Origin of the sequence: Rhodoblastus acidophilus, from assembly GCF_009720655.1 — a bacterium.
Lineage (GTDB): Bacteria > Pseudomonadota > Alphaproteobacteria > Rhizobiales > Beijerinckiaceae > Rhodoblastus > Rhodoblastus acidophilus_A.
Window position 1 is genome coordinate 33,683 of the sequence record NZ_WNKS01000024.1, and the last position, 21,803, is coordinate 55,485.

General features: G+C 64.1%; 24 protein-coding genes. 13 read left to right on the top strand and 11 right to left on the bottom strand.

Annotated features, from left to right (window positions below; translation table 11 throughout):
- Positions 1–4: 4 nt before the first annotated feature.
- A complete protein-coding gene (gene miaA, locus GJ654_RS18430; protein ID WP_155447641.1) occupies positions 5–928 on the bottom strand; it encodes a tRNA (adenosine(37)-N6)-dimethylallyltransferase MiaA in 924 nt (307 codons plus the stop codon).
- Here miaA and serB point away from each other — a divergent pair.
- The 4 genes from serB (at position 920) to GJ654_RS18450 (ending at position 3,607) form a co-directional block, all read left to right on the top strand.
- On the top strand, positions 920–1,852 hold the full coding sequence (gene serB, locus GJ654_RS18435; protein ID WP_246664820.1) for a phosphoserine phosphatase SerB: 933 nt from the start codon (positions 920–922) through the stop codon (positions 1,850–1,852). The two genes, miaA and serB, sit on opposite strands and share 9 nt — an antisense overlap.
- 1 nt (position 1,853) lies before the next feature.
- A complete protein-coding gene (locus tag GJ654_RS18440) occupies positions 1,854–2,576 on the top strand; it encodes a PAS domain-containing transcriptional regulator (protein ID WP_264586308.1) in 723 nt (240 codons plus the stop codon).
- Between the two features lie 120 nt (positions 2,577–2,696).
- Positions 2,697–2,993: a N(2)-fixation sustaining protein CowN gene (gene cowN, locus GJ654_RS18445; protein WP_155447642.1), complete on the top strand. Its 297-nt coding sequence runs from the start codon at positions 2,697–2,699 to the stop codon at positions 2,991–2,993.
- A gap of 140 nt (positions 2,994–3,133) precedes the next feature.
- The gene (locus GJ654_RS18450; RefSeq protein ID WP_155447643.1) at positions 3,134–3,607 is read left to right on the top strand and encodes a cache domain-containing protein; all 474 of its coding nucleotides are present in this window, start codon (positions 3,134–3,136) and stop codon (positions 3,605–3,607) included.
- A gap of 69 nt (positions 3,608–3,676) precedes the next feature.
- Here GJ654_RS18450 and GJ654_RS18455 read toward each other — a convergent pair whose 3' ends face one another.
- Positions 3,677–5,173, bottom strand: a complete 1,497-nt coding sequence (locus tag GJ654_RS18455) for a CoA-acylating methylmalonate-semialdehyde dehydrogenase (protein WP_155447644.1) — start codon at positions 5,171–5,173, stop codon at positions 3,677–3,679.
- 269 nt (positions 5,174–5,442) lie between these two features.
- On the opposite strand from GJ654_RS18455, the gene GJ654_RS18460 reads away from it, so the two are divergent.
- The 4 genes from GJ654_RS18460 (at position 5,443) to GJ654_RS18475 (ending at position 9,494) form a co-directional block, all read left to right on the top strand.
- Positions 5,443–6,591 (top strand): acyl-CoA dehydrogenase family protein, encoded by a 1,149-nt coding sequence (locus GJ654_RS18460; RefSeq protein WP_264586309.1) that lies wholly within the window; start codon positions 5,443–5,445, stop codon positions 6,589–6,591.
- A 144-nt stretch (positions 6,592–6,735) separates the two neighbouring features.
- Positions 6,736–7,629 carry a 3-hydroxyisobutyrate dehydrogenase gene (gene mmsB, locus GJ654_RS18465; RefSeq protein ID WP_155447646.1) on the top strand — a complete coding sequence of 298 codons (894 nt, stop codon included), beginning with the start codon at positions 6,736–6,738 and terminating at the stop codon, positions 7,627–7,629.
- Between the two features lies 1 nt (position 7,630).
- Positions 7,631–8,407 carry an enoyl-CoA hydratase gene (locus GJ654_RS18470; RefSeq protein WP_155447647.1) on the top strand — a complete coding sequence of 259 codons (777 nt, stop codon included), beginning with the start codon at positions 7,631–7,633 and terminating at the stop codon, positions 8,405–8,407.
- Positions 8,400–9,494: an NAD(P)/FAD-dependent oxidoreductase gene (locus tag GJ654_RS18475; RefSeq protein ID WP_155447648.1), complete on the top strand. Its 1,095-nt coding sequence runs from the start codon at positions 8,400–8,402 to the stop codon at positions 9,492–9,494. Before GJ654_RS18470 ends, GJ654_RS18475 begins: the two co-directional genes overlap by 8 nt.
- On the opposite strand, the gene GJ654_RS18480 is transcribed toward GJ654_RS18475, so the two are convergent.
- The 4 genes from GJ654_RS18480 to GJ654_RS18495 form a co-directional block, all read right to left on the bottom strand.
- Positions 9,459–9,977, bottom strand: coding sequence for a phosphate-starvation-inducible PsiE family protein (locus GJ654_RS18480; RefSeq protein WP_155447649.1), 519 nt, complete (start codon positions 9,975–9,977; stop codon positions 9,459–9,461). The two genes, GJ654_RS18475 and GJ654_RS18480, sit on opposite strands and share 36 nt — an antisense overlap.
- A gap of 179 nt (positions 9,978–10,156) precedes the next feature.
- Entirely contained in the window at positions 10,157–11,191 is a 1,035-nt protein-coding gene (locus tag GJ654_RS18485; RefSeq protein WP_155447650.1) for an aspartate-semialdehyde dehydrogenase, read from the bottom strand.
- Between the two features lie 79 nt (positions 11,192–11,270).
- On the bottom strand, positions 11,271–12,335 hold the full coding sequence (locus tag GJ654_RS18490) for an AI-2E family transporter (RefSeq protein WP_155447651.1): 1,065 nt from the start codon (positions 12,333–12,335) through the stop codon (positions 11,271–11,273).
- Between the two features lie 100 nt (positions 12,336–12,435).
- A complete protein-coding gene (locus GJ654_RS18495) occupies positions 12,436–13,203 on the bottom strand; it encodes an RluA family pseudouridine synthase (protein ID WP_155447652.1) in 768 nt (255 codons plus the stop codon).
- A 103-nt stretch (positions 13,204–13,306) separates the two neighbouring features.
- Between GJ654_RS18495 and ftsY the strand changes: the two genes are divergently transcribed.
- The 3 genes from ftsY to GJ654_RS18510 all read left to right on the top strand — a co-directional run bounded on the left by ftsY (position 13,307) and on the right by GJ654_RS18510 (position 16,524).
- Positions 13,307–14,563, top strand: a complete 1,257-nt coding sequence (ftsY, locus tag GJ654_RS18500; protein WP_155447653.1) for a signal recognition particle-docking protein FtsY — start codon at positions 13,307–13,309, stop codon at positions 14,561–14,563.
- A gap of 5 nt (positions 14,564–14,568) precedes the next feature.
- Complete coding sequence (locus tag GJ654_RS18505) at positions 14,569–15,207, top strand: septation protein A (protein ID WP_155447654.1); 639 nt, start codon at positions 14,569–14,571, stop codon at positions 15,205–15,207.
- A gap of 318 nt (positions 15,208–15,525) precedes the next feature.
- Complete coding sequence (locus tag GJ654_RS18510; RefSeq protein WP_155447655.1) at positions 15,526–16,524, top strand: helix-turn-helix transcriptional regulator; 999 nt, start codon at positions 15,526–15,528, stop codon at positions 16,522–16,524.
- Positions 16,525–16,671: 147 nt separating this feature from the next.
- Here the strand turns inward: GJ654_RS18510 and GJ654_RS18515 are convergent, their stop codons facing one another.
- From GJ654_RS18515 to GJ654_RS18530, 4 genes are all read right to left on the bottom strand, one after another.
- Positions 16,672–17,754, bottom strand: coding sequence for a helix-turn-helix transcriptional regulator (locus tag GJ654_RS18515; RefSeq protein ID WP_196305615.1), 1,083 nt, complete (start codon positions 17,752–17,754; stop codon positions 16,672–16,674).
- Between the two features lie 90 nt (positions 17,755–17,844).
- Complete coding sequence (locus tag GJ654_RS18520) at positions 17,845–18,123, bottom strand: hypothetical protein (protein WP_155447657.1); 279 nt, start codon at positions 18,121–18,123, stop codon at positions 17,845–17,847.
- Positions 18,124–18,599: 476 nt separating this feature from the next.
- Positions 18,600–19,928, bottom strand: a complete 1,329-nt coding sequence (locus GJ654_RS18525) for a methyl-accepting chemotaxis protein (RefSeq protein WP_155447658.1) — start codon at positions 19,926–19,928, stop codon at positions 18,600–18,602.
- Positions 19,897–20,460, bottom strand: a complete 564-nt coding sequence (locus GJ654_RS18530) for a PAS domain-containing protein (RefSeq protein ID WP_425540405.1) — start codon at positions 20,458–20,460, stop codon at positions 19,897–19,899. Before GJ654_RS18530 ends, GJ654_RS18525 begins: the two co-directional genes overlap by 32 nt.
- 130 nt (positions 20,461–20,590) lie before the next feature.
- On the opposite strand from GJ654_RS18530, the gene GJ654_RS18535 reads away from it, so the two are divergent.
- Positions 20,591–20,881: a hypothetical protein gene (locus tag GJ654_RS18535; RefSeq protein ID WP_155447660.1), complete on the top strand. Its 291-nt coding sequence runs from the start codon at positions 20,591–20,593 to the stop codon at positions 20,879–20,881.
- A 213-nt stretch (positions 20,882–21,094) separates the two neighbouring features.
- Here the strand turns inward: GJ654_RS18535 and GJ654_RS18540 are convergent, their stop codons facing one another.
- The gene (locus tag GJ654_RS18540; protein ID WP_155447661.1) at positions 21,095–21,421 is read right to left on the bottom strand and encodes a hypothetical protein; all 327 of its coding nucleotides are present in this window, start codon (positions 21,419–21,421) and stop codon (positions 21,095–21,097) included.
- A gap of 44 nt (positions 21,422–21,465) precedes the next feature.
- On the opposite strand from GJ654_RS18540, the gene GJ654_RS18545 reads away from it, so the two are divergent.
- Positions 21,466–21,771 carry a hypothetical protein gene (locus tag GJ654_RS18545; protein ID WP_246664821.1) on the top strand — a complete coding sequence of 102 codons (306 nt, stop codon included), beginning with the start codon at positions 21,466–21,468 and terminating at the stop codon, positions 21,769–21,771.
- Positions 21,772–21,803 lie beyond the last annotated feature (32 nt).

The window sequence follows — 21,803 nt, forward strand, 5'->3', positions numbered from 1 at the left end:
CGGATCATCGGGACGCCGCGACCCACTCGAACTCAGGCAGTTGCGTGCGCGCAAAAGTGAATTGCCGCTTCGCATAATGACGGCTGTCGCGTTTTCCGCGCGCCACCGCCTCGTCGAGCGCGCACAGCCCGTCGAGATGATCCAGGAGCCCGGGAACGCCGACGGCGCGCAGGGCGGGCAGCGAACGGTCAAGCCCCCGCGCCCGCAACCGCGCAACCTCGTCGAGCGCGCCGCGCTCCATCATCCGGTCGAACCGCGCCTCGATCCGCGCATTCAAGACCGGGCGCTCCGGCGCGAGAAACACGCATTTGCAGTTTGAAGCCTCAAGCAACGGCGCTTGCCGCGCGCCCTGCAAGCGCGCCAGCGGCGTCTGGAACGCCTCGAAAATTTCGAGCGCGCGGATCAGCCGCTGCGGGTCGGTCGGCCGCAGCCGCACCGCTGTTTCCGGATCGACCTTCGCCAGCCGGGCGTAGATCTCCGCCGGCGCCGTTCCTTCGCACTCGGCCCGCACCCGCGCGCGCACCTCTTCGGGCACGGCGGGAATGTCGGACAGCCCCCGCAGCAGCGCCTTGAAGTACAGGCCGGTGCCGCCGACAAACAGCGGCGTCCGGTTTTGCGCGCGACATTCCGCCACGGCCTCTCGCGCGTCCACAAGCCATTGGCCGACGGAATAATTGCGTTCCGCTGCGATATGTCCGAAAAGCAGATGAGGCGCGGCGGCTTTTTCCGCCGCCGTCGGCTGCGCCGAGAGCACGGGCAGATCGGCGTAAACCTGCATGGAATCCGCATTGATCACCATGGCGCCCATTTTTTCGGCGATGTCGGCGGAAAGTGCGGTCTTGCCGCTGGCGGTCGGACCTGCGATGAGCACGGCCTGCACGGCGTCGGAATTTGGAATCTTGAGAGTGTTCAACAGCAAATGACCCATGTCGCGACCCTGGTCGGCGCCGCCGACGCCCAGACGATCAGCCCCGATCTTCTCATGGCCGCCGCCCGCCGGCTGCCGGGCGCGCGCGACCCGCAGAGTCTCGCGCCGGGCCGCGCCGCGGACATTCCTTTCGCACCGGGCGCCGCCCATGGCAATCACGCCGACGGCTCCTTCGCCGACGCCGGCTATTGCCGCGCCGCCGCCGACGTGCTGCGTCTGGCGCTGGGCGGCGCGCCGGTCGACATTTTCGTGCAGCCGCTGGCGGGCCGGCGCAAAAAGCTGCTGTTGGCCGACATGGATTCGACCATGATCGGCCAGGAATGCATCGACGAACTCGCCGATTTCGTCGGCCTCAAGGAGAAAGTCGCCGAAATCACCGAGCGCGCCATGCGCGGCGAGATCGCCTTCGAGCCGGCGCTGCGCGAGCGTGTCGCCCTGCTCAAAGGCCTCGACGCCGCGGTGGTGGACGAGGCCATCGCCAACCGGATCACCCTGACTCCGGGCGGGCGCGAACTGGTGATGACCATGCGGGCGCACGGCGCCTATGCGGCGCTGGTGTCCGGCGGCTTCACCCTTTTCACCCAGGTGATCGCGGAAAAGCTGGGTTTTCAGGAAAACCGAGCCAATGTCCTCAAAATCGCCAATGGAAAATTTCTGGGCGAGGTGGAGGAGCCGGTGCTCGGCAAGGCCGCCAAGCTCGCGGCGCTGAAGGAACTGACGGAACAGCACGAACTGCCGCCCCACAAAACCCTCGCGGTCGGCGACGGCGCCAACGACCTCGACATGCTCCAGGCGGCCGGACTGGGCGTCGCCTTTCACGCCAAGCCGGCGGTGGCCAGCGCCGCGGACGCGCGCATCGATCACAGCGACCTCACCGCGCTGCTGTTCGCGCAGGGCTACCGGCTCCAGGATTTCGTGAGCTGAAGTGGCCGGCGAGGGGCAGACTTTTGAGTACCGCCTCCAGCGCCTGCCTCTCGGCGTCGTCATGCTCGACCGCGACCGCCGCATCCGCGCGGCCAGCGGCGCCGTCCAGAATTTTTTAGGCGCCGGCGCCGGCGAGATTTTCGGCGTCGACATTTTGGACCTGCACCCGCCCCAGGCCCGCGCCAAAGTGGGCTGGCTGATCGCCAGCGCCGGCGAATCCCCACTCGGCGCCTCGATCATCGTCGCCACCCGCATGGGCAACCTTTTGGCCCGCGCCATCGCGCTGGCGACGGGCGGCGGCCCGGAAGACCCCGCCACCGTCCTGATGTTCTTCATGCTCGGCGATCTCGCGGCGCCCCCCGAGCCCGAGGCCGAACCCGGTCCCTTCCTGGTCAAACTGCCGATTCAGAAAGGCATGGGGGACGTCACCGCGCTGATCGACATCGACGAGGTCGCCGCCCTTTCCGCTCAGGGCCATTATGCGGAGGCGCTGACGCTGGATTTTACCGCTTTCTGCCCCCGCTCGCTGGCGACATTGGAGGCGCGGCTCGATCCCGCCCTGTTCGTGCGCGTCCACCGCCGCCACATCGTCAACCTCAGCCATGTCCGCGCGGCGGAGCGGCTGGACGGCGCATGGTTCCTGCGCATGGCCGACAAGGCCGCGACCAAGATCCCTGTGGGACGCCGGCAGGTGGAGCGCCTGCGAAAACTGCTGGCTTTTTAGGCTTGCCGTTTATTCAAGCAGGCAACCGCTCATGCAAGCGCACCGCCGGTCGCGCCTTCGCCGTTGCGCGGGCGAAAAAGCTCAGGTCTTACTGGAGAAAATTCCTGACCGGAGCCGATCATGAACGCCGCCGCCCAGCCCGACCGTTACGTCAGCTTTCTCGACATTGATTTCGAGGGCAATATGGTGCGCGTGCTGACGCATCTGCGCCGCTACATCGACAATCCCGAGACCGGCAACGCCTTTTGGGACCGGTTCAAGGCCCGCCTCGCCGCCATCGAGGCCGGAGAAAACTCGATCACCGACAAGCTGCTGCTGCTGCATTCGCACGTCTATTACATGGTCGAGCTGTTCGAGGACCATGACGACGACCAGGCGCTCAAGGATTTGAAGACGCTTGAAGAGGAATGCTTTTGAGGCGGCGGCGCCGCTTTATCAAAGCTAAATAAGGATCAGGGCCCTGCCGGACCGCTCCATCTCGCGCTAAAGTCGTAAGCGGCTGAATCGGGCGCCGTCTCCGTTTGGGCGAGAGGCGCGAGGCGATCACGGAGGGCAAAATGCGCAAAAACATCCTTGCGGCGGCGTCTGGCGCAATCCTGGCGCTTTCGCCCATGGCTTTCGCTCATCCCGCCGACAAATACATCGCCAAGGCCATGCTCATGACGGCCGCCGCCGACGTGACCTTCGACAGCAAGCACGCTTTTGAAGAATTCAACATGGGCAGAGGCAAATTTTTGACCGGCATGACGGGCAACATCTATGTGTTCTGCTTCAATGCCGCAGACGGAAAATTCGTCGCCCAGGGCAACGTCAATGCGAAGGACCTGCTCGGCACGGACGTGAGGGCGCTCAAGGATCCGACGGGCAAGGCCTATGGCGAGGAAATCTACGCCGCCGGACAAAAGGAAGGCGTGATCGGCGAAGTCACCTATATGTTCGGCAAGCCGACCGACCCGAAACCGGCCCACAAAACCTCTTATGTGACGAGGGTGAACGCCGATTACGCCTGCGGCGTGGGCTACTACGACTAACCCCTTGGGAGGACGGAGCGGGCTCCCCGGATTTTTTTCGTCCGACCGCCGCCGTCCCCCCACCGCAATTCAGTTCATGGTCGGGATCACGAAACTCGCGCCCTCCTTCACGCCGGAGGGCCAGCGCGAGGTCACGGTCTTTGTTTTCGTATAGAACCGCACGGCGTCGGGACCGTGCTGGTTGAGATCGCCGAACGACGAACGCTTCCAGCCGCCAAAGGTGTAGTACGCGAGCGGCACGGGGATCGGCACATTGACGCCGACCATGCCAACATTGACGCGGGCGGCGAAATCGCGCGCAGAATCGCCGTCGCGCGTGTAAATGGCGACGCCATTGCCGTATTCGTGGTCGTTGCACATGCGCAGCGCGGTCTCGAAATTTTCCGCGCGCGCCACGCAGAGCACCGGGCCGAAAATCTCTTCCTTGTAGATGCGCATGTCAGTCGTGACCCCGTCGAACAGGCAGCCGCCCATATAAAACCCGTTCTCGTAGCCTTGCAGCGAGAACCCGCGTCCATCGACCAGCAGTTTTGCGCCTTCGCTCACGCCGAGGTCTACATAGGATTTGATCTTGTCGAGATGCGCCCGGGTCACCACCGGGCCGTAATCGGCTGAAGCGTCGGTTGAGGGGCCGATCTTCAAAGCCTCCACGCGCGGAACAAGTTTTTCGATCAACGCCTCTGCGGTCGCCTCTCCCACCGGCACGGCCACCGAAATCGCCATGCAGCGTTCGCCCGCCGAGCCATAGCCGGCGCCGATCAGCGCATCGACCGTCTGATCGAGATCGGCGTCGGGCATGATCACCATATGGTTCTTCGCCCCGCCAAAACACTGCACGCGCTTTCCGTGGGCGCATCCCCGCGTGTAAATGTACTCCGCGATGGGGGTCGAGCCGACAAAACCGATGGCGCGAATGTCGGGATCGTCCAAAATGGCGTCCACCGCCTCCTTGTCGCCGTTGACGACATTCAGGATGCCAGCGGGTAGCCCAGCCTCGATCATCAGCTCCGCGAGCTTGAGCGGCACGCCGGGATCGCGTTCCGAAGGCTTGAGCACAAAGGCGTTGCCGCAGGCGATGGCCGGGCAGAATTTCCACATTGGGATCATCGCCGGGAAATTGAACGGGGTGATGCCCGCCACCACGCCCAGAGGCTGGCGCAGCGAATAGAGATCGATGCCGGGGCCGGCGTCGGTGGTGTATTCGCCCTTGAGCAGATGCGGGATGCCGATGCTGAATTCGGCCACTTCCAGACCGCGAACAATATCGCCGCGCGCGTCCGCAACCGTTTTTCCATGTTCGCGCGCCAGCAGATCAGCCAGCTGGTCCATGTCGCGATTCAAAAGTTCAACGAATTTCATCATCACGCGGGCGCGGCGTTGCGGATTGGTCGCGGCCCAGGCGGGCTGCGCGTCGCGGGCGTTTTCGACCGCCGCGCGCACTTCAGCCTTGGAGGCCAGCGGCACGCGCGAAATGACCTCGCCGGTCATCGGCTGAAAACCATCGACGAAGCGGCCGGACGTCCCCTTGACGTGCCGGCCGCCGATGAAATGCGTCATTTCGCGCATGTTTCGCCTCCCTTTTTGTTGCTTTCTCGGCGTTCGGGGGGGCCGAGGCAATGCGCGCCGTTGCGGAACCGATGTGCGCAAATCCACGGTCTCCGCCAGTTTATACGAAAGTCTTGCCGAAAAAGCTCAAGTCCATCGTGTGACCGCAGGTGTTTCCTCCATAAAAAATCTTGGTAGGTTGGGCCTCCTTCTCCCCTTGCGGGAGAAGGAGGCTCGCCGCCGTTCAGGCGGCGAGACGGATGAGGGGTTTTCCCAAAAAGAGAAGAAAAGTGTCCTCCCCATTGTTTGCCCTGAACGACGACCACCGCGCCATCACCGACATGGCGCAGACTTTTGCGCGCGAAAAGATCGCGCCCCATGCGCTGGACTGGGACGAGCGCAAGCATTTTCCGACCGACGTCTTGCGCGAGGCGGCGGCGCTCGGCATGGCCGGGATTTACGCGCGAGAAGACATCGGCGGCTCCGGCCTGTCTCGTCTCGACGCCGTGCTGATTTTCGAGGCCCTTTCGCGCGGCTGCCCGACCGTCGCCGCCTATCTCTCCATCCACAACATGTGCGCGTGGATGATCGACCGCTTCGGCGACGCCGCCCAGCGAGAAAAATGGGGGCCGGGCCTTTGCGGCATGGACCTGCTCGCCTCCTATTGCCTGACAGAGCCTTCGGCGGGCTCGGACGCCGCCGCGATCAAAATGAAGGCGCGGCGCGACGGCGATTTTTATGTCCTCGATGGCGTCAAACAGTTCATTTCCGGCGCCGGCGTCTCCGACCTCTACGTAATCATGGCGCGCACGTCGGATGAGGGCGCGCGCGGCCTGACCGCCTTTGTCGTGGAAAAGGATCGGCTAAGTTTTGGGGCCAACGAGAAAAAGATGGGCTGGAACGCCCAGCCCACCCGGCAGGTCATTTGCGAGGACTGCCGCGTTCCCGCGCAAAACCGGCTCGGCGACGAAGGCCAGGGGTTTCGCATCGCCATGGCCGGCCTCGACGGCGGCCGGCTCAACATCGCCGCCTGCTCGCTGGGCGGCGCGGCGGAAGCGCTCGACAAGGCCGTGACCTATATGGGCGAGCGCCAAGCCTTCGGCAAAAAGCTCGACACGTTTCAGGCGCTGCAATTCCGCCTCGCCGATATGGCGATCGACCTGGAGGCGTCGCGCACATTCCTGTGGCGCGCCGCCAGCGCGCTGGACGCCAAGACGCCCGACGCCACCGCGCTCTGCGCCATGGCGAAAAAATTCGTCACCGACGCCTGTTTCGCCGTGGCTAATGACGCGCTGCAATTGCACGGCGGCTACGGCTATCTCGCCGATTACGGCGTCGAAAAGATCGTGCGCGACCTGCGCGTCCACCAGATTCTTGAAGGATCGAACGAAATCATGCGGCTGATCGTCGCCCGGCATTTGATCGAAAACAGAGGTTGAGGACCGTTCTCATGGCCATGGTTCGAGACGCAAGGCTGCGCCTTGCTCCTCACCATGAGGGCGTTTCCGATAAGTAGCCCTCATCCTGAGGAGCCGCTGAAAGCGGCGTCTCGAAGGAGAGGGCGGTCCACGAAAGGGGGGAAAATGACAACAATCGCCTTCATCGGCCTCGGCAACATGGGCGGTCCGATGGCCGCCAATCTGGTCAAGGCGGGCCATCGCGTGCTCGGCTTCGATTTTTCGAATGCCGCGCTCGCCAAGGCGCGCGAGGCGGGGGTCGAAGCCGCGCAAAGCAGCGCCGAGGCCGCCGGACAGGCCGAGGTCGTCATCACCATGCTGCCAACCGGCAAGCACTTGTTGGCCGCGCTGGAAGCGGAAGATGGCCTGTTGCGCGCCGCGAAAAAAGGCGCGCTGCTGATCGACTGTTCGACCGTGGACATGGAAAGCGCCCGCACCGCCCACACCCTCGCGGGGCAACGCCACCTCAAATCGGTGGACGCCCCGGTGTCGGGCGGCGTCGGCGGCGCGGTGGCCGCCACCCTCACTTTCATGGTCGGCGGCGCCGAAGACGCGGTGGCGCTCGCCCGCCCGATCCTGGAGGCGATGGGCAAGAAGATCGTGCATTGCGGCGGGGCCGGTGCCGGTCAGGCGGCGAAAATCTGCAACAACATGATCCTCGGCATTTCCATGATCGGCGTCTCCGAAGCGTTTATCCTCGGCGAAAAGCTCGGCCTGACGCATCAGGCGCTGTTCGATGTCGCCTCCACGGCCAGCGGCCAATGCTGGTCGCTCACAAGCTACTGCCCCGTGCCCGGCCCGGTGCCGACAAGCCCCGCCAACCGCGATTACGCCCCCGGCTTCGCCGCGCCTCTCATGCTGAAAGACCTGAACCTGTCGCAGTCGGCGGCCAAAAATTCCGGCGCGCATACCCCGCTCGGCCGCCGCGCGGCGGAAATTTTCACCGCTTTCGTGAACCACGGAGGCGCGGAAAAGGATTTTTCCGGTATCATCGAATTCCTGCGCGCCGCCGAGGGCTGACATGGCCGAGTACGAAACACTTTTGGTCGAACGCCGCGACCGCGTGGCGCTGATCACGCTCAACCGGCCGAAGCAGCTCAACGCACTCAATGTGCAGATGGCCCACGACATCACCGACGCCGCGCGCGAACTGGATGCGGACGAGAGCATCGGCTGCATCGTGGTGACCGGAGGCGCAAAAGCTTTTGCGGCGGGCGCAGACATCAAGGAAATGACCGACCTGTCCTACATGGACGCCCACAGGCTGGACTGGTTTCACCTCTGGGATTTGCTGGCGGGCGTGCGCAAACCGATGATCGCCGCCGTCTCCGGCTATGCGCTCGGCGGCGGCTGCGAACTGGCGATGATCTGCGATTTCATCATCGCCTCCGACACGGCGAAATTCGGCCAGCCGGAAATCAAACTCGGCGTCATGCCCGGCATTGGCGGCTCGCAGCGCCTGACCCGCGCCGTCGGCAAAGCCAAGGCGATGGACATGATCCTGACCGGCCGCATGATGGACGCGGCGGAAGCCGAGCGCTCCGGCCTCGTCTCGCGCGTGGTCCCGCCCGAACGCCTGATGGACGAGACGCTAGACGCCGCAAAACTGATCGCCTCGATGTCGCTGCCGTCCACACGGATGAACAAGGAGGCGGTGAACGTCGCCTTCGAAATGCCGCTGGCGCAGGGGGTGCGCTTCGAGCGCCGCGTCTTCCAGGCGACTTTTGCCATGAACGACCAGAAGGAGGGCATGGCGGCATTCGTGCAAAAACGTCCGGCAAATTTCACCCATGACTGACATCGACGCCCTGGTGATTGGCGCCGGCGTGATCGGCCTCGCGGTCGCCCGCGCCCTTGCGCTCACCGGGCGCAGCGTGGTCGTGCTGGAAACGGCGGATCGCATCGGCTCGGAGACCTCGTCGCGCAACAGCGAGGTGATCCACGCCGGGCTCTATTATCCCACCGGCAGTCTGAAGGCGAAATTGTGCGTCTCTGGCCGCAAAAAACTCTACGCTTATTGCGAGAGCCGGGGCGTGACCTTCAAGCGCTGCGGAAAACTGGTGGTGGCGGCGGACGACAGCGAAATGCCGGGCCTGCGAGCGCTTGCGGCCAAAGGCGCCGCCAATGGCGTCGACGACCTCAAACTGATTTCGGCGGAAGAGGCCAAAAAGCTGGAGCCGGCGCTGGCCTGCGTCGGCGCGATCCTCTCCCCCTCCACCGGCATTTTCGACAGCCACGCCTATTTCCTGAGCCTCCAAGGCGACGCGGAGGCGGCGGGCGCGAGTTTCGCCCTCAAAACCCCGTTCCTGTCGGCGCAGGTCGAGGACGACGGCATCCTGGTCGAAGCCGGCGGGGCGGAGCCGATGCGGCTCAAAACAGCGCTGCTGGTCAATTGCGCCGGCCTTTACGCCTCGCGGGTGGCGGCGCGCATCGCGGGCCTCGATCCCGCGAAAATTCCGGAAACGCGCTACGCCCGGGGCAATTATTTCACCCTGCCGGGCCGCGCGCCGTTTTCACGCCTGATCTATCCCATGCCGATGAAACACGGGGTCGGTTTGCACCTCACTTTTGACGTCGGCGGGCAGGCGCGATTTGGGCCGGACGTCGAATGGATCGACGACATCAATTATAATGTCGATCCCCGGCGCGCCAAAATGTTTAGCGACGCCATCCGCCGCTACTGGCCGGAAGCCCCGGTGGAAAAATTGTCCCCGGCCTATTGCGGCATCAGGCCGAAAATCGTGGGACCGGACCAGGATTCGGCGGATTTCCGCATCGACGGCCCGAAAAAACATGGCGTTCCCGGCCTGATAAACCTGTTCGGCATCGAGAGCCCGGGCCTCACCTCGTCACTGGCGATTGCGGAGCATGTCCTCAGCCTTTGACGGCCGGCTGTCGGGAGGCTCCAGATTCTGCGCGAAGCGGACGACGAGATACATCACGCCCAAAAGCACCGCCGCGCCGACCCAGAGCAAAAAGTCCTGCGGGCTCGGCAGGGTCGATTGCACCGGCATGGTGATCAATTTTCGCACCAACACGACGATGGCGACTTCAACAAAAGTGTCCACGTTCAGCTTGTGACCGCGCATATATCGGATTTCGGCGGTGATCAGCGCCGACACCGTCCACAGCAGCATCAGCGTGCCCAGACCGTGCAAAAACCCTTGGGCGAGATTGTCGGCGCCGACCGCCGTCCAAATGTCCATGACGAACAGCCAGGTGAACAGCAGGACGGAGGCGCCGAGCGCCAATCCCAGCACCAGATGGGCGAGGCCGTTCAGCCAGGACATCAGGTCCAGGACGAAATCGTTGAACGGACGCAGGCCCTCGGGCAGCTTCAGTTCATTGAGGGGTTCACGCGGCTCCATTGGCCCTCCAACGAAAAACCGACGCTCGCGGCGCCGGTGCGGTTCGTGGCCCGCCCTCGCCCGTCGAGACGCCGCCTGCCGGCGGCTCCTCAGGGTGAGGGCGACTTGACTATAGAGAATTCCTCATGGTGAGGAGGCCGCGACAGCGGCCGTCTCGAACCATGGCCATCGGAACGACTTCAGGCCGCCATCTTCTTCGGCGTCAGCAGCTTGCGATTGATCATCGCCTCGGCGATCTGCACCGCGTTCAGCGCCGCGCCTTTTCGAAGATTGTCGGAGACGCACCAGAAGGCCAGACCGTTCTCCACTGTCGCGTCCTCGCGGATGCGCGAAATGTAGGTGGCGTCTTCGCCGGCCGCCTCATGCGGAGTGATGTAGCCGCCGGGCTCGCGCTTGTCGATCACCAGCACGCCGGGCGCCTCGCGCAAAATCTTGCGCGCTTCATCCGCCGTCACCGGCCTCTCGAATTCGACATTCACCGCTTCGGAATGCGAGATGAACACCGGCACGCGGACGCAAGTCGCGGTCAGCTTGATCTTCGGGTCGAGAATCTTTTTCGTCTCGGCCATCATCTTCCACTCTTCCTTGGTAAAGCCGTCTTCCATGAAGACGTCGATCTGCGGGATGAGATTGAAGGCGATGCGCTTCGGGAATTTCTTGCTCTCGACCTGATCGGAGACGAACACGGCGCGGGTCTGGGCGAACAGTTCGTCCATGCCTTCCTTGCCGGCGCCGGACACCGACTGGTAGGTCGAAACCACCACGCGCTTGATGCCGAACGCGTCATGCAAAGGCTTCAGCGCCACCACGAGTTGCGCCGTCGAGCAGTTCGGATTGGCGACGATGTTCTTCTTGCCGAAACCCACGAGCGCGTCGGCGTTCACTTCCGGCACCACCAGCGGCACATCGGAATCGTAGCGCCATGCGGAGGAATTATCGATCACCACACATTTCTGCGCGCCGATTTTCGGCGACCAGAGTTTGGACACGTCGCCGCCGGCCGACATCAGGGCGATGTCCACGTCGGAAAAATCATAGGTGTCGAGATGCTTGCATTTCAGGGTCTTGTCGCCGTAGGAGACTTCCGTGCCGATCGAGCGCGAGGAGGCGAGCGCCACCACCTCATCCGCCGGGAACTGACGTTCGGCCAGAATATCCAGCATTTCGCGGCCCACATTTCCCGTGGCGCCGACGACAGCGACCTTGTAACCCATGATCCTCTCCAGATTTAAGGCCGAGTGACTACAGCATCGGGAGAGTGAGGGCAATGCGCCATATGGGCTGAACTTCGGCCTACTCTTCCTTCGGCCGCCGCAAATCGTCCCGGAACAGCGACCATGCGGAGAAGAACAGGGTGGCGATCAGCGGCCCGATCACCAGCCCGTTCACCCCGAACGAGGCGAGACCGCCGATGGTGGCGACCAGCACGATGTAATCCGGCAGCCTGATCCCCTTGCCCACCAGCAGCGGCCGCAAGAAATTGTCCACGGCGGTATTGGCGACGCCGCAGACCACGGCGAGGACCACGCCATTGGCGACGGAGCCGGTCGCCATGAGATAGATCGCCGCCGGACCCCAGACCAGAGCGGCGCCGATCGCCGGCAACAGCGACAGCAGGGTCATCACCGCTGACCAGACCAGCACCGAGGGTATGCCGACCACCCAGAACATCAGGCCGCTGATCGCGCCCTGCACCATGGCGACGATGATGCTGCCGAGCACGGTCGACTTCGCCACCGCCGAGAATTTTTCAATAAAATGGTCGGTGTGCCGGCGCTCGAAGGGGCTGGCGCTCTTGATGGTTTCAATGACCTCGGAGCCGTCGCGGACGAAGAAGAACAGCAGGTAGAGCATCAACAGGATATTGACGAGCAGCATGGCCGTCCCCTGCCCGACGTTCAGCGCGCCGGTGGCGATGATCTGGCTCAACTGCCCGACCAGCGCGTTGATGCTCTGTTTCAGGTCGGACACGTCGACAAAATTGTTGTTGGCGAGGAGGTCGCGCAACGAGGCGGGGATCGCCGCCCAGACCTGCTCCAGGGTCTTGGCGGGGTCGAACTGGCGGTCTCGCGTGGCGACATAAAGGTTTGTCGCCTCCCGCGTCAGCGAGGCCAGGACAATTGAGGCGGGCAACAGCAGCATGCACACGCAGGTCAGCACCGACAGCGCCGCGGCGGGCGTCCTGCGCCCGTTGAGCATGCGCAAAAAACCCTTGTTCGCGGAATTCACGACAATCGCCAAAATGGCGGCCCAGAGGATCGCGCCGTAAAACGGCAGCAGCAGCCAGGCGAAGACGGCGGTTGCGAAAACGACGACAAAGGAAAACGAAAGCTTCGCGCTCAGCGGTGTGGTGGCCATAACCTGCTCATGTTCAGCCCCGAACGGGCGCCAGTCCTATAGTCATATATGCGGGCGAAACCCAGCGCGCGAGGCGCCGTTTCTCCGCGTGGAGATAACGTTACGCTTCGGGCGGATTCGAGGCGGATTCGTCGGCGCGCCGCAGCTGCTCCGCCTCCCGCGCCCGGCGCGCCGCAACCACGGCCACGTCCAGCGCCGGCGTCCAGCCGCAGGCGGCGAGCAGGACCTTCATGTGGTCGGGCGCGCAGGCCTCGACCTCAACGGCCGGCTTGTTGGCGGAAATCGGGATGGAAATGGCGCGGGCGTGCAGGTGCAGGGTTTCGCCGGGCGCCGCCACGCCATAAACGGGATCGGCGAAAATCGGAAAGTTTTCCGACGCGCAATGGACGCGCAGCTGGTGGGTCCGCCCGGTGAGCGGTTTGAGCTCCAGCCAGCAAAAATCGCCGCCGCGCCCCAAGACCCGCCAGCGGGTCTGCGCGGGCTGTCCCATCGGGTCCACCTTCATCCACCAGCCGCGCGTGGCGTCGAGCCGGCCGAGCGGCAGATCGATAAACCCTTCATCGTCGGCAGGCCCGCCCCGCACCACGGCCCAGTAGGTTTTGGAAATGCGGCCCTGTTTGAACAGCTTCATCAGCTTTTCCAGCGCCTTGCGGTGGCGCCCGAGCACCAGGCAGCCGGAGGTGTCCTTGTCGAGCCGATGCGCCAGCGCCGGATCGCGCGGCAGGCCGAAGCGCAGATGCTTGAAGGAGTCTTCAAAGGACTCGCCGCCCTTGGGGCCACGATGCACGGGCAAGCCGGCGGGCTTGTCCACCACCAGCACCAGCCCGTCGCGATAGAGCAGTCTGGTGGAAATCGCTTCGGGGGTCATTTAGACGATGGTTCGGCGTTTAGGGATTGCGCGGCAGGCCATGCCCGCTTATCGCAGATAGCTCTTACGCTGAGAAGGGCTTCGCCTTGGGAGATTCTTGCGCATGAGCGAAGAGCAGAAATCCACCTTCATGTCCCGCATGTTCGGCGTGCGCCCCAAGCCGGCCGACCAGCAGCCCGAACTTCAGCCCGAGCCCTCTCCCTCCTCCTTGCCGGAAACGCCGCAGCCCGTCCCGCCCCAGCCCGAGCCGACGCCGCCCCAGCCGGTCCCGCCCGCCCCCGTTCCCGCACCGACGCCCTCGCCGGTCGCGCCGCCCTCGCCGCCCTCGCCGCCCGAATATCCGCCGTCCATCGACCCGCAACCGACGCAGCCGCCCCTGGAGGCCCCCGTCCCCGCGGCGCCCGAAATTGCGCCGCCTTCCCCGCCCGAAATGGCCGAGAAAAAGAGCTGGTGGCGGCGGCTGCGCGAGGGCCTTTCGCGCTCCTCCTCCTCCATCGCCCAGGGCATTTCCGACATTTTCACCAAACGAAAACTGTCGGTGGACACGCTGGAGGATTTGGAGGACGTGCTGGTGCGCGCCGACCTCGGCGTGACCGTCGCCTCCCGGATCGCCAAGACGGTGGGCAAGGGCCGCTATGACAAGCAGATCGCCCCGGACGAGGTCCGCGCCATCCTGGCGGAAGAAGTCGAGCGCGTGCTCGACCCCGTCGCCCTGCCGCTGGAGATCGACGAGACGAAAAAACCGTTCGTCATCCTTGTTGTCGGCGTCAACGGCTCCGGCAAGACCACGACCATCGGCAAGCTCGCCAAAAAGTTCACCGACGAGGGCAAGACCCTGTTGCTCGCCGCCGGCGACACCTTTCGGGCCGCCGCGATCGAACAGCTCAAAATCTGGGGCGCGCGCAACAACACCCCCGTCATCGCCCGCGAGCCCGGCGCCGACGCGGCGGGCCTGGCCTTCGACGCCATCAAGACGGCGCAGGAGCAGAACACTGACATTGTGCTGATGGACACGGCGGGACGCCTGCAAAACCGCACCGAACTGATGGCGGAACTCGACAAGATTGTCCGGGTCATGGCCAAGGTCGACCCGGAGGCGCCGCATGCGGTTCTGCTGGTGCTCGACGCCACCGTGGGCCAGAACGCCCTGAATCAGGTCGAGATTTTCGGACGGACGGCGGGCGTGACCGGACTGGTGATGACCAAGCTCGACGGCACCGCGCGCGGCGGCATCCTTGTTGCAATAGCGGAAAAATTCAGCCTTCCCGTGCATTTCATCGGCGTCGGCGAACAGGCCGACGACCTGGAGCCGTTCGCCGCCCGTGATTTCGCCCGCGCCATCGCGGGTTTTGACGAGTAAACAGAATGTCAGCCAACAAGAGAATCAATCCGCTGCTGAAATTCGCGCTGGAGTTGGGGCCGCTGGTCCTGTTCTTCCTCGCCAATTCGAAACCCGCCCTGTTTTCCTGGCTGGTCGCGCCCGCCCTGCCCGCCGGACTGCCGGCGGAACAGATCGCGATCCTGACCTCGACCGCCGTGTTGATGGCGTCCGTCGTGGTCGCCCTGGCGGCCTCCTGGGTCCTGACAAAACATTGGCCGATCATGCCGCTGGTGACGGCGGTCGCCGTGCTGTTCTTCGGCGGGCTGACCTTTGTCTTTCAGGACAAGACCTTTATTCAGCTGAAGCCGACCGTCGTGAATCTGCTGTTCGGCTGCGCCCTGCTGATCGGGCTGGCGTTCGAAAAGTTGCTGCTGCCCATCGCGCTCGACAGCGTGCTGCACCTCGACGAGGAGGGGTGGAAAAAGCTCACCCTACGCTGGGGCGTGTTCTTTTTCGTGCTGGCAGGTCTGAACGAAGCGGTGCGCCTGACTCAGAGCTGGGATGTCTGGACCGGCTTCAAGAGTTTCGGGATCATGCCGCTCACGCTCATCTTCGCCCTCGCCCAGACCCCGCTCATCATGAAACACGAGATCAAGGCGGAGGACGAAAAGGAGCATTTTTGATCGTGAGGCGGCGGAAACGCCGGCCCTGAGGGCGGCGCGTATGTCCTGGGGCGCGTCAACAACCCGATTCGACATGCTCCATTTCGAGCAGCGCAATATTCAGGTCCTCCGCCGTTTCGGCGGGGCAATTGGACGGCCGAAGCGCGAACGGGACGCACGCGGCGCGCTCCCGGCTTCACAGGCCAGAGCTTAACCTATACAGAGATTATAAGAATTTCGATGAGGTGACATGCCTTGAGCAGCCGATCGCAAGCCCTGCTCTCAGCCTCGCGCTCTCTCCTGACCGCATGCGCGACGCAGACCTCTGTTGCGCCGGCGATGCGAGCGATTTCCGACGCCATGGGCGCTTCGCTCATCTATCTCTGCCGTTTCGCCCATCAGCGCCCCTATATTTTCGCGCCGCCGGACGAGCGCGCCACCGCCTTTCTTTCGAACAAGACGCCGCCGATGTCGCAGCTCCATGTTCTCCTCGAATCCGGCAAATCAGGCTTTTCCCACACCTTGGATTCCGACTGGCTCCAGCAGGCCAATCGGGATCCGTTCTACAATGAATTCATGCGCCCGAACGAACTGACCCAACGCTATGCGACGCCGGTCCTGAACATCAGCAACGCGCCGCTGGCTTTGAACATCATTCGCGACCCCCGCCTGCGTCCATATGACGATGGCGAACTGTCCGAATTCGCCACGGTCATTCCGCACCTGCAGGCGACCGTGCTGGTGGCGCAGGAGTTCACGCGGCTGCGCGCCGAAGTGCAGGCGGCGCCTTATGAACGCCGTGGCGAAGCGGTGTTCCGCCTCGACTACGACGGGGCGGTGATGGGCATGAACGCCGCGGCGGAACAGGCCCTGAAGGGGCCGCTTCGCCTGGTCAACGGACGCCTGACCTCGGCCTCGCCGCTGGACCAGAAGCGCGTGGAACAGGCGATCGGCCGCGCCATTCGCGACCTTCGTCCGGCGATGGAGCGGATCGACGATGGCCAGGGCGCCGCGCGGTACCTGCTGGTGGCGATGCCCGTCGAGGGCGACGCGCGCGACATTTTCTGTTCGGCCAGCGCGATCGTGGCGCTGGTCGACACGGCGCGCCGGCTCGACCTGAGCGAAGCCTTGCTCTGCGGACTGCGCTCCGCCTTCGGCGCCACCCAACGCGAATCCCAGGTGGCCGCCCTGATCGCCACCGGGCTCAACGTGGAGGCCGTCGCCGGGCGCCTGCAAATCGGCCAGGGAACGGTCCGGACCCATTTGAAGATGGCGATGCAGAAAATGAACGTGCGCAGCCAGACGGAACTCGCGGCCCTGATTGCACGACTGTCATAAGCAAGGCGTTTTGTTCCGCCTTGGCTTCGATCGTCGATCAGGGACCTAGAGCTTTTTCACGTTTCATGGAAACGTGAAAAAGCTCTAGATTCTTGTTTCGACGCATTTTCTTCACGCGAACCAGCATCCGCTTCGCTTGAAAATGCTCTAAAGCACCGCCCCACGCAGAAGCAGGGCCAGTTCCGCCTGCCGCGACGTCCCGGTTTTCGCAAAAACCCCCTTCATGTGGGTGCGCACCGTATCGACGCCCACGCCTTGCTGACGGGCGATGTCGGCCGGCTGCGCCCCGGCGGCGATGGCCTGGGCCACCCGCGCTTCCGAGGGAGTGAGATCGAAAAGCCCCTGGATCAGCGCCGCCTGTGGCGAGGCCCAGGCCGCAAGTTCGGTGATGACCAGCATGCAACTGGCGGCAGAAAACACATCCGCGGCCCTGCGCTTGATCGGGACGACATGGGCGACCATGGGCGAGCGCCCCTCCTGAGCGGCAATCGGCAGCGACTGAACCTGGTCGGCGACCAGATGCCCGCGCCGCAGCCGCGCAAGGATTTGCTCGAACTGCGCGTCGGCGCGCGGGTCCGCGAAAGCGACGCGAGCAAGGCGGTCCTGCACCACGCCGGGAATCAAGGGCGAGAACAGATCGTTGGCGACCAAAAGCTTGCTGCTGTGCCCCAAGACCGCCGCCGGCAGGCCGATGGCGCGCATGGTCTCGGCGGCGACGCGCGCCTTTTCCAGGCCCAGCCGCCCCGCGATCAGCGCCGCCCGCTGCAAGTGCGCGGCGATCCGGTTGAAGGCGTCGAGCGTTGCCGCCTCGTAGGGGCCGGTCTCGACGCTGCGCTCCCAGCTGAAGGCGATCACGTCGCCGCTGGGCACGGGCGCGGCCAGCGCCGCGCAAATCCCGCATCCCACGCCGCGCAGATAGTCGTAGCTCGGGTCGGCGTCGATCTCCTGCTGGGAGAAGAGATCGAGATCGGTGAAGAAGCCGCGCAACATCCGGTCGAGGCCGCGCTGACGCCGCTGGTTGCGCTCGCTCCACCCGGTCGTGAGAAAATCCTGGAACAGCGGCGCGAAGGCCGGCGAGGCGGTCCAGCCCTGATAATGCATGTTGGCCGTGAACAACACGCCGCCGACCGAACGCGCCGGAGTCGAAATGGCTTCCAGGACGTCGGGCCAGGCTTCGGGAACTATGGCGGCTTCGTAGATGCGGTCGATAAAGGAATCGGGATCGAACATTTCAGCTTCAAATATCGACCCGCCCATGGCGGAGCGATCCGTTAGGTTGCGTGCAACTCTAACGAAGGACGCCGAAAAGTCTATTCAGACCTACCTCATCTGCGGAACGCCGAAAAACGCATCGAAAACGCCGGGCATCACGCCTTCATCGAGTCGAGGGCTTTCCGGGATGTCGAAATGGATGCCCGTCTCGACTTCGTAGATCGAGAAGTCCCCTTTCGGCTCGACCCTGAGCAGATCCCATGCGCGGCGTTCCGCTGCCGCGAAGGTCGGCAGGGCCTCGCGCGGGTAGCCGCCGACGCAGACCATGTAATTGCCCGGCGCCTTCTCGCGCGCCAACCTGGTCCCGAACTCAAGGAAATCGCGCATGCCCCACCTCGTCCGCGATCAGACACATTCGCCTTCTCTAATCATGTGACAAAGCCCGACGCTTCACCCAAATGGGGTAAGTCATCGGCGTTCAGAAGTGGCGATACATAATCCGGCGAGACTGACGCTTTTGGGCCACACCAACGTCGGCGGATTTTGCCAGCGCGTCCAAACGGAAGCTCCCTCGTTCAAAATTTGTAGCCTGTTGATTCCGCTTGATGGGAGCGGATTGTCCTCGGGGCCGTCGACATCGTGGCCATTGACATTGATCTTGAAGATCCGGCGCGCGCCGGGGGAAGGCCGTTCATTCCGGCGCCGACGCATGCGGTTCCCGGTGTTGCGCTCCGTATAAGCCGCAATCGCCCGGGCCTTCCGGCGGCCGCGCCCTCGTCGCCCCGACCGGCGTGGCCCGGGACGAGATCGCTTGGGCTGGCCGGCGCGGGCCGGACAGATCGCCGATGCGCTGACGCCCCGGTTCACGCGGCTTGCGTTGTCCGCCCGGTCGCCACTTCGCGCGCCATCAAGAGAAAATCGGCGACGGATCCATTGAGGCGTCCGACTTCCTCCGCGAGCGAGGCGGACATTTTGGCGACATTGTCGGCGGTCCGCCCGCTGTCATTGGCGACATCGGTCACCGCCGCGGCATCGCTGGAGACGGCCACGGTCGCGTCGGTCACCGATTGCATGGTGCGCGCGATCTCTTGTGTCGCCAGGGTCTGCTGCTCCGTGGACGCCGAGATCGCCGTGGCGATCTCCACGACTTCCGAGGTCGTCCTGCCCATCTCCTCGATCGAATTCAGGCCGCGATCCGATTTCGCCTGGATGTCGGCGATTTGCGTCCTGATCTTTTCGGTGGCCTCGGCGGTCTGAGCCGCCAGCATCTTCACCTCGGTGGCGACCACGCCGAAGCCGCGACCATGTTCGCCGGCGCGCACCGCCTCGATATTAGCGTTAAGGGCGAGGGTGCGCGTCTGCCCGGAAATGCTGGCGATCAGGTCCACCATCGCGCCGATTTCATCGATGGACGCGGCGAGCGTGGTCATCGCCTCGCCGGCGAGCGCCGATTGGCTCTGCGCCGAGCGCGACACGTCGAGCGCGCGGCGCGTCTGCGCGGCGATCTCGCTGGCCGAAGCCGTCAGCTCCTCCGAGGCGGACGAGACCGTCGCGACGCTCGCCGAGGTCTGGCCGGCCTGATGCGTGATGGCGCCGGAGCGATGACGCGTGTCGGCGACGGCGGACTTCATCGCCTTGGCCGCGCCATCGAGCACATCGACCTCCCTCGACAGGACGCCGGAAATGGCGCCGACCGTGCGCTCGAACGCGCCGATCATTTGCGAAAAACTGTTCAACCTGTCGTGGATGACCGCGACCGCCTCGTTCATCGTCTGCGCGCCGCGCGCAAAAGTGCCGCCAAGACCGCGTCGGACGATGCGGCGATGGAATTCGCCGTCGCGCACGCAAGCGAGCGTCGCCGTGGCCTCGCGCACAAAGGCGTCGACGAGGTCCAGCGCGCGGTTCAGGTCGTCGGTCAGCGCCCCGATTTCGCCGCCTTCGCCGATGAGGACGAGACGAGGCTCCAGATCGCCGCTGGCGGCGGCGGCCAGAACGGCGCGGATCGCCTTGATCGTGGAATGGCAATGCCCCAGGCGGACCACGGTCAGGATCGCGGCGATTCCGGCGCCGGCGAACAGGCCCGCGCAAAGCCATTCGCCCGACAGGATGGAGAAGAGCGCGCCCGCCGTCGTCAGGCCGGCGCTCAGCCAGGCGAGCGCCTTAGCTTGCGAGAGAGAAGACGAATTGGTCATAGGTCATTCCAGCTTGCGCGAGGATCGATTTCAGATGGGCGCAGGATCGCGCGAGCCCCTCGGCCCGGCTGGCGTCGCCATCTTCGATGCCCTTGAGGGTCCGATAGATCGGCTCGATTTTTTGGACCGCGGCCCGGTCGGGAACGCGGCGGTTCGAGTGAAAGCCGAGAATTTGGCCATTGGCGCCGAAGGTTGGCGTCACATGGGCATGCACCCAGTAATGATCGCCGTTCGCCGCGAGATTGACGACATAGGCGAAGATTTCCCTCCCGGCGTTGAGGCGCTCCCACATCAGCGCGAACACGGCGCGCGGCATGTCCGGATGCCGGAGGATCGAATGGGGCGCGCCGATGACTTCACGCTCGCTCAGGCCGACCATGTCGAGAAAGACCCTGTTCGCGTAGGTCATGACGCCCTTGGCGTCCGTCTTGGAGACGATGATGTCGGTCTCGGCGAAGCTGCGCTCGACGCCTGTCGGAGCGACCCGCGAGAGCAGTTTCTGTTTGATGGGCCCCGAAGGTTTTCGAAGAATGGCCGGCACGAATTCGATCCTTGACATTGATATCGAGCCGGGGGGCGCCCGGCTCGACGGCTTCGAACGCGAAGGCTGTGAGCCTTCGCCGGGCGTTTTGTGCGGCCGCAGGCGAAATCGCGGGCGCCTGTTGCGCGGCGTCGTCGATCTTCGTCGTCGCCTCGGCGATCCGGTTCATCGCATGGGTGATCGCCTCGACGCCGCCGGCCGCGACCTGCATGTTTTGCGAAATGTTGGCGGTGAGGATCGCGCCCGCCCTGTCGAACGGGATCATCGCTTGCGCGCGATCAAGCGCGGCGAAAGCGGCAACAGCTTTGGCGGTCTCGGATTTCAAGTGGAAAAACATGGGGTTCCGACGTACACAGCGCGCGACGCAACCTTGCGTTGTATTGCTGAACGAATCGTTAACCGACAATTTTGAATTCAAAAAAAATCAGCGATCGGGCGCCGCCCGCCGGGTGACGAAGGCCACAGACGACCGGGACGCCACGGCATCGTTTGGCGATCGTCGGACAACATCCCAAATGGCGGATTGCTCAGCGGCCCGGGAACAGACGAGAGCCACGCGCGCGCCTTTGGCGTCCCCGGATTCCTTGGATGCGGCGCGCGAATGAACGCATCTGTCTTTTTTGATCTATCGGGCGGCCGGAACGCGCGATTGCAGTTGGGAGATCATGGTTTGACCCTCGGCGCCCGACAGCCATTGCTCCGCTTCAACGCGCGTTCCGAAACGGACGCCGTGCTTGTAGGGATTCAGCTTGCCATAAATGGGAACGATGATCCGCCAGTCGTCGTCGTCGATATCGAGTACATATGCTGGCGATACGTAAGCCGCTTGTCGAGCCATATCCACCCCACTGGTGATGAGCGCCAAACGCGTAACAACGTGATTTGGGCAGGATCGCTGAATACCCGCACGCGTTGCGACCATGAGGCGCGCTGAAGAGATTTGAACCGGCATTGCTTCCCGTAAAATTATTAATGCGATCAATTAAGAATTCATTAATGGTGTCAGACATTGGCCTCGCCTCGGCGCTGCCGCTGTATTTTACGGCTCACTTTCACGTCACTCAGGTGGCGGCTGGCCTGATCGTGTCGCCGATCGTGTTCTTCGGCTCCACCTTCCGCCCGGTGGGCGGCGCCATCGCCGACCGCATCGGCGGCATCAAGTCGCTCACCTTCATGTTCGTGGTGGTCTCCGCCTGCTATTTCGGCGTCGCGCTGCTTCCGGAAGCGCCGGCGAGCGGCGGCTGGGGTTTGATACGGTTTCCGTTTGATCACTTCGCATTTGCGATTTCGGGCCACCAGTGAAATCCGGCTCGGCTTTTGATGGTGCCGCGTTC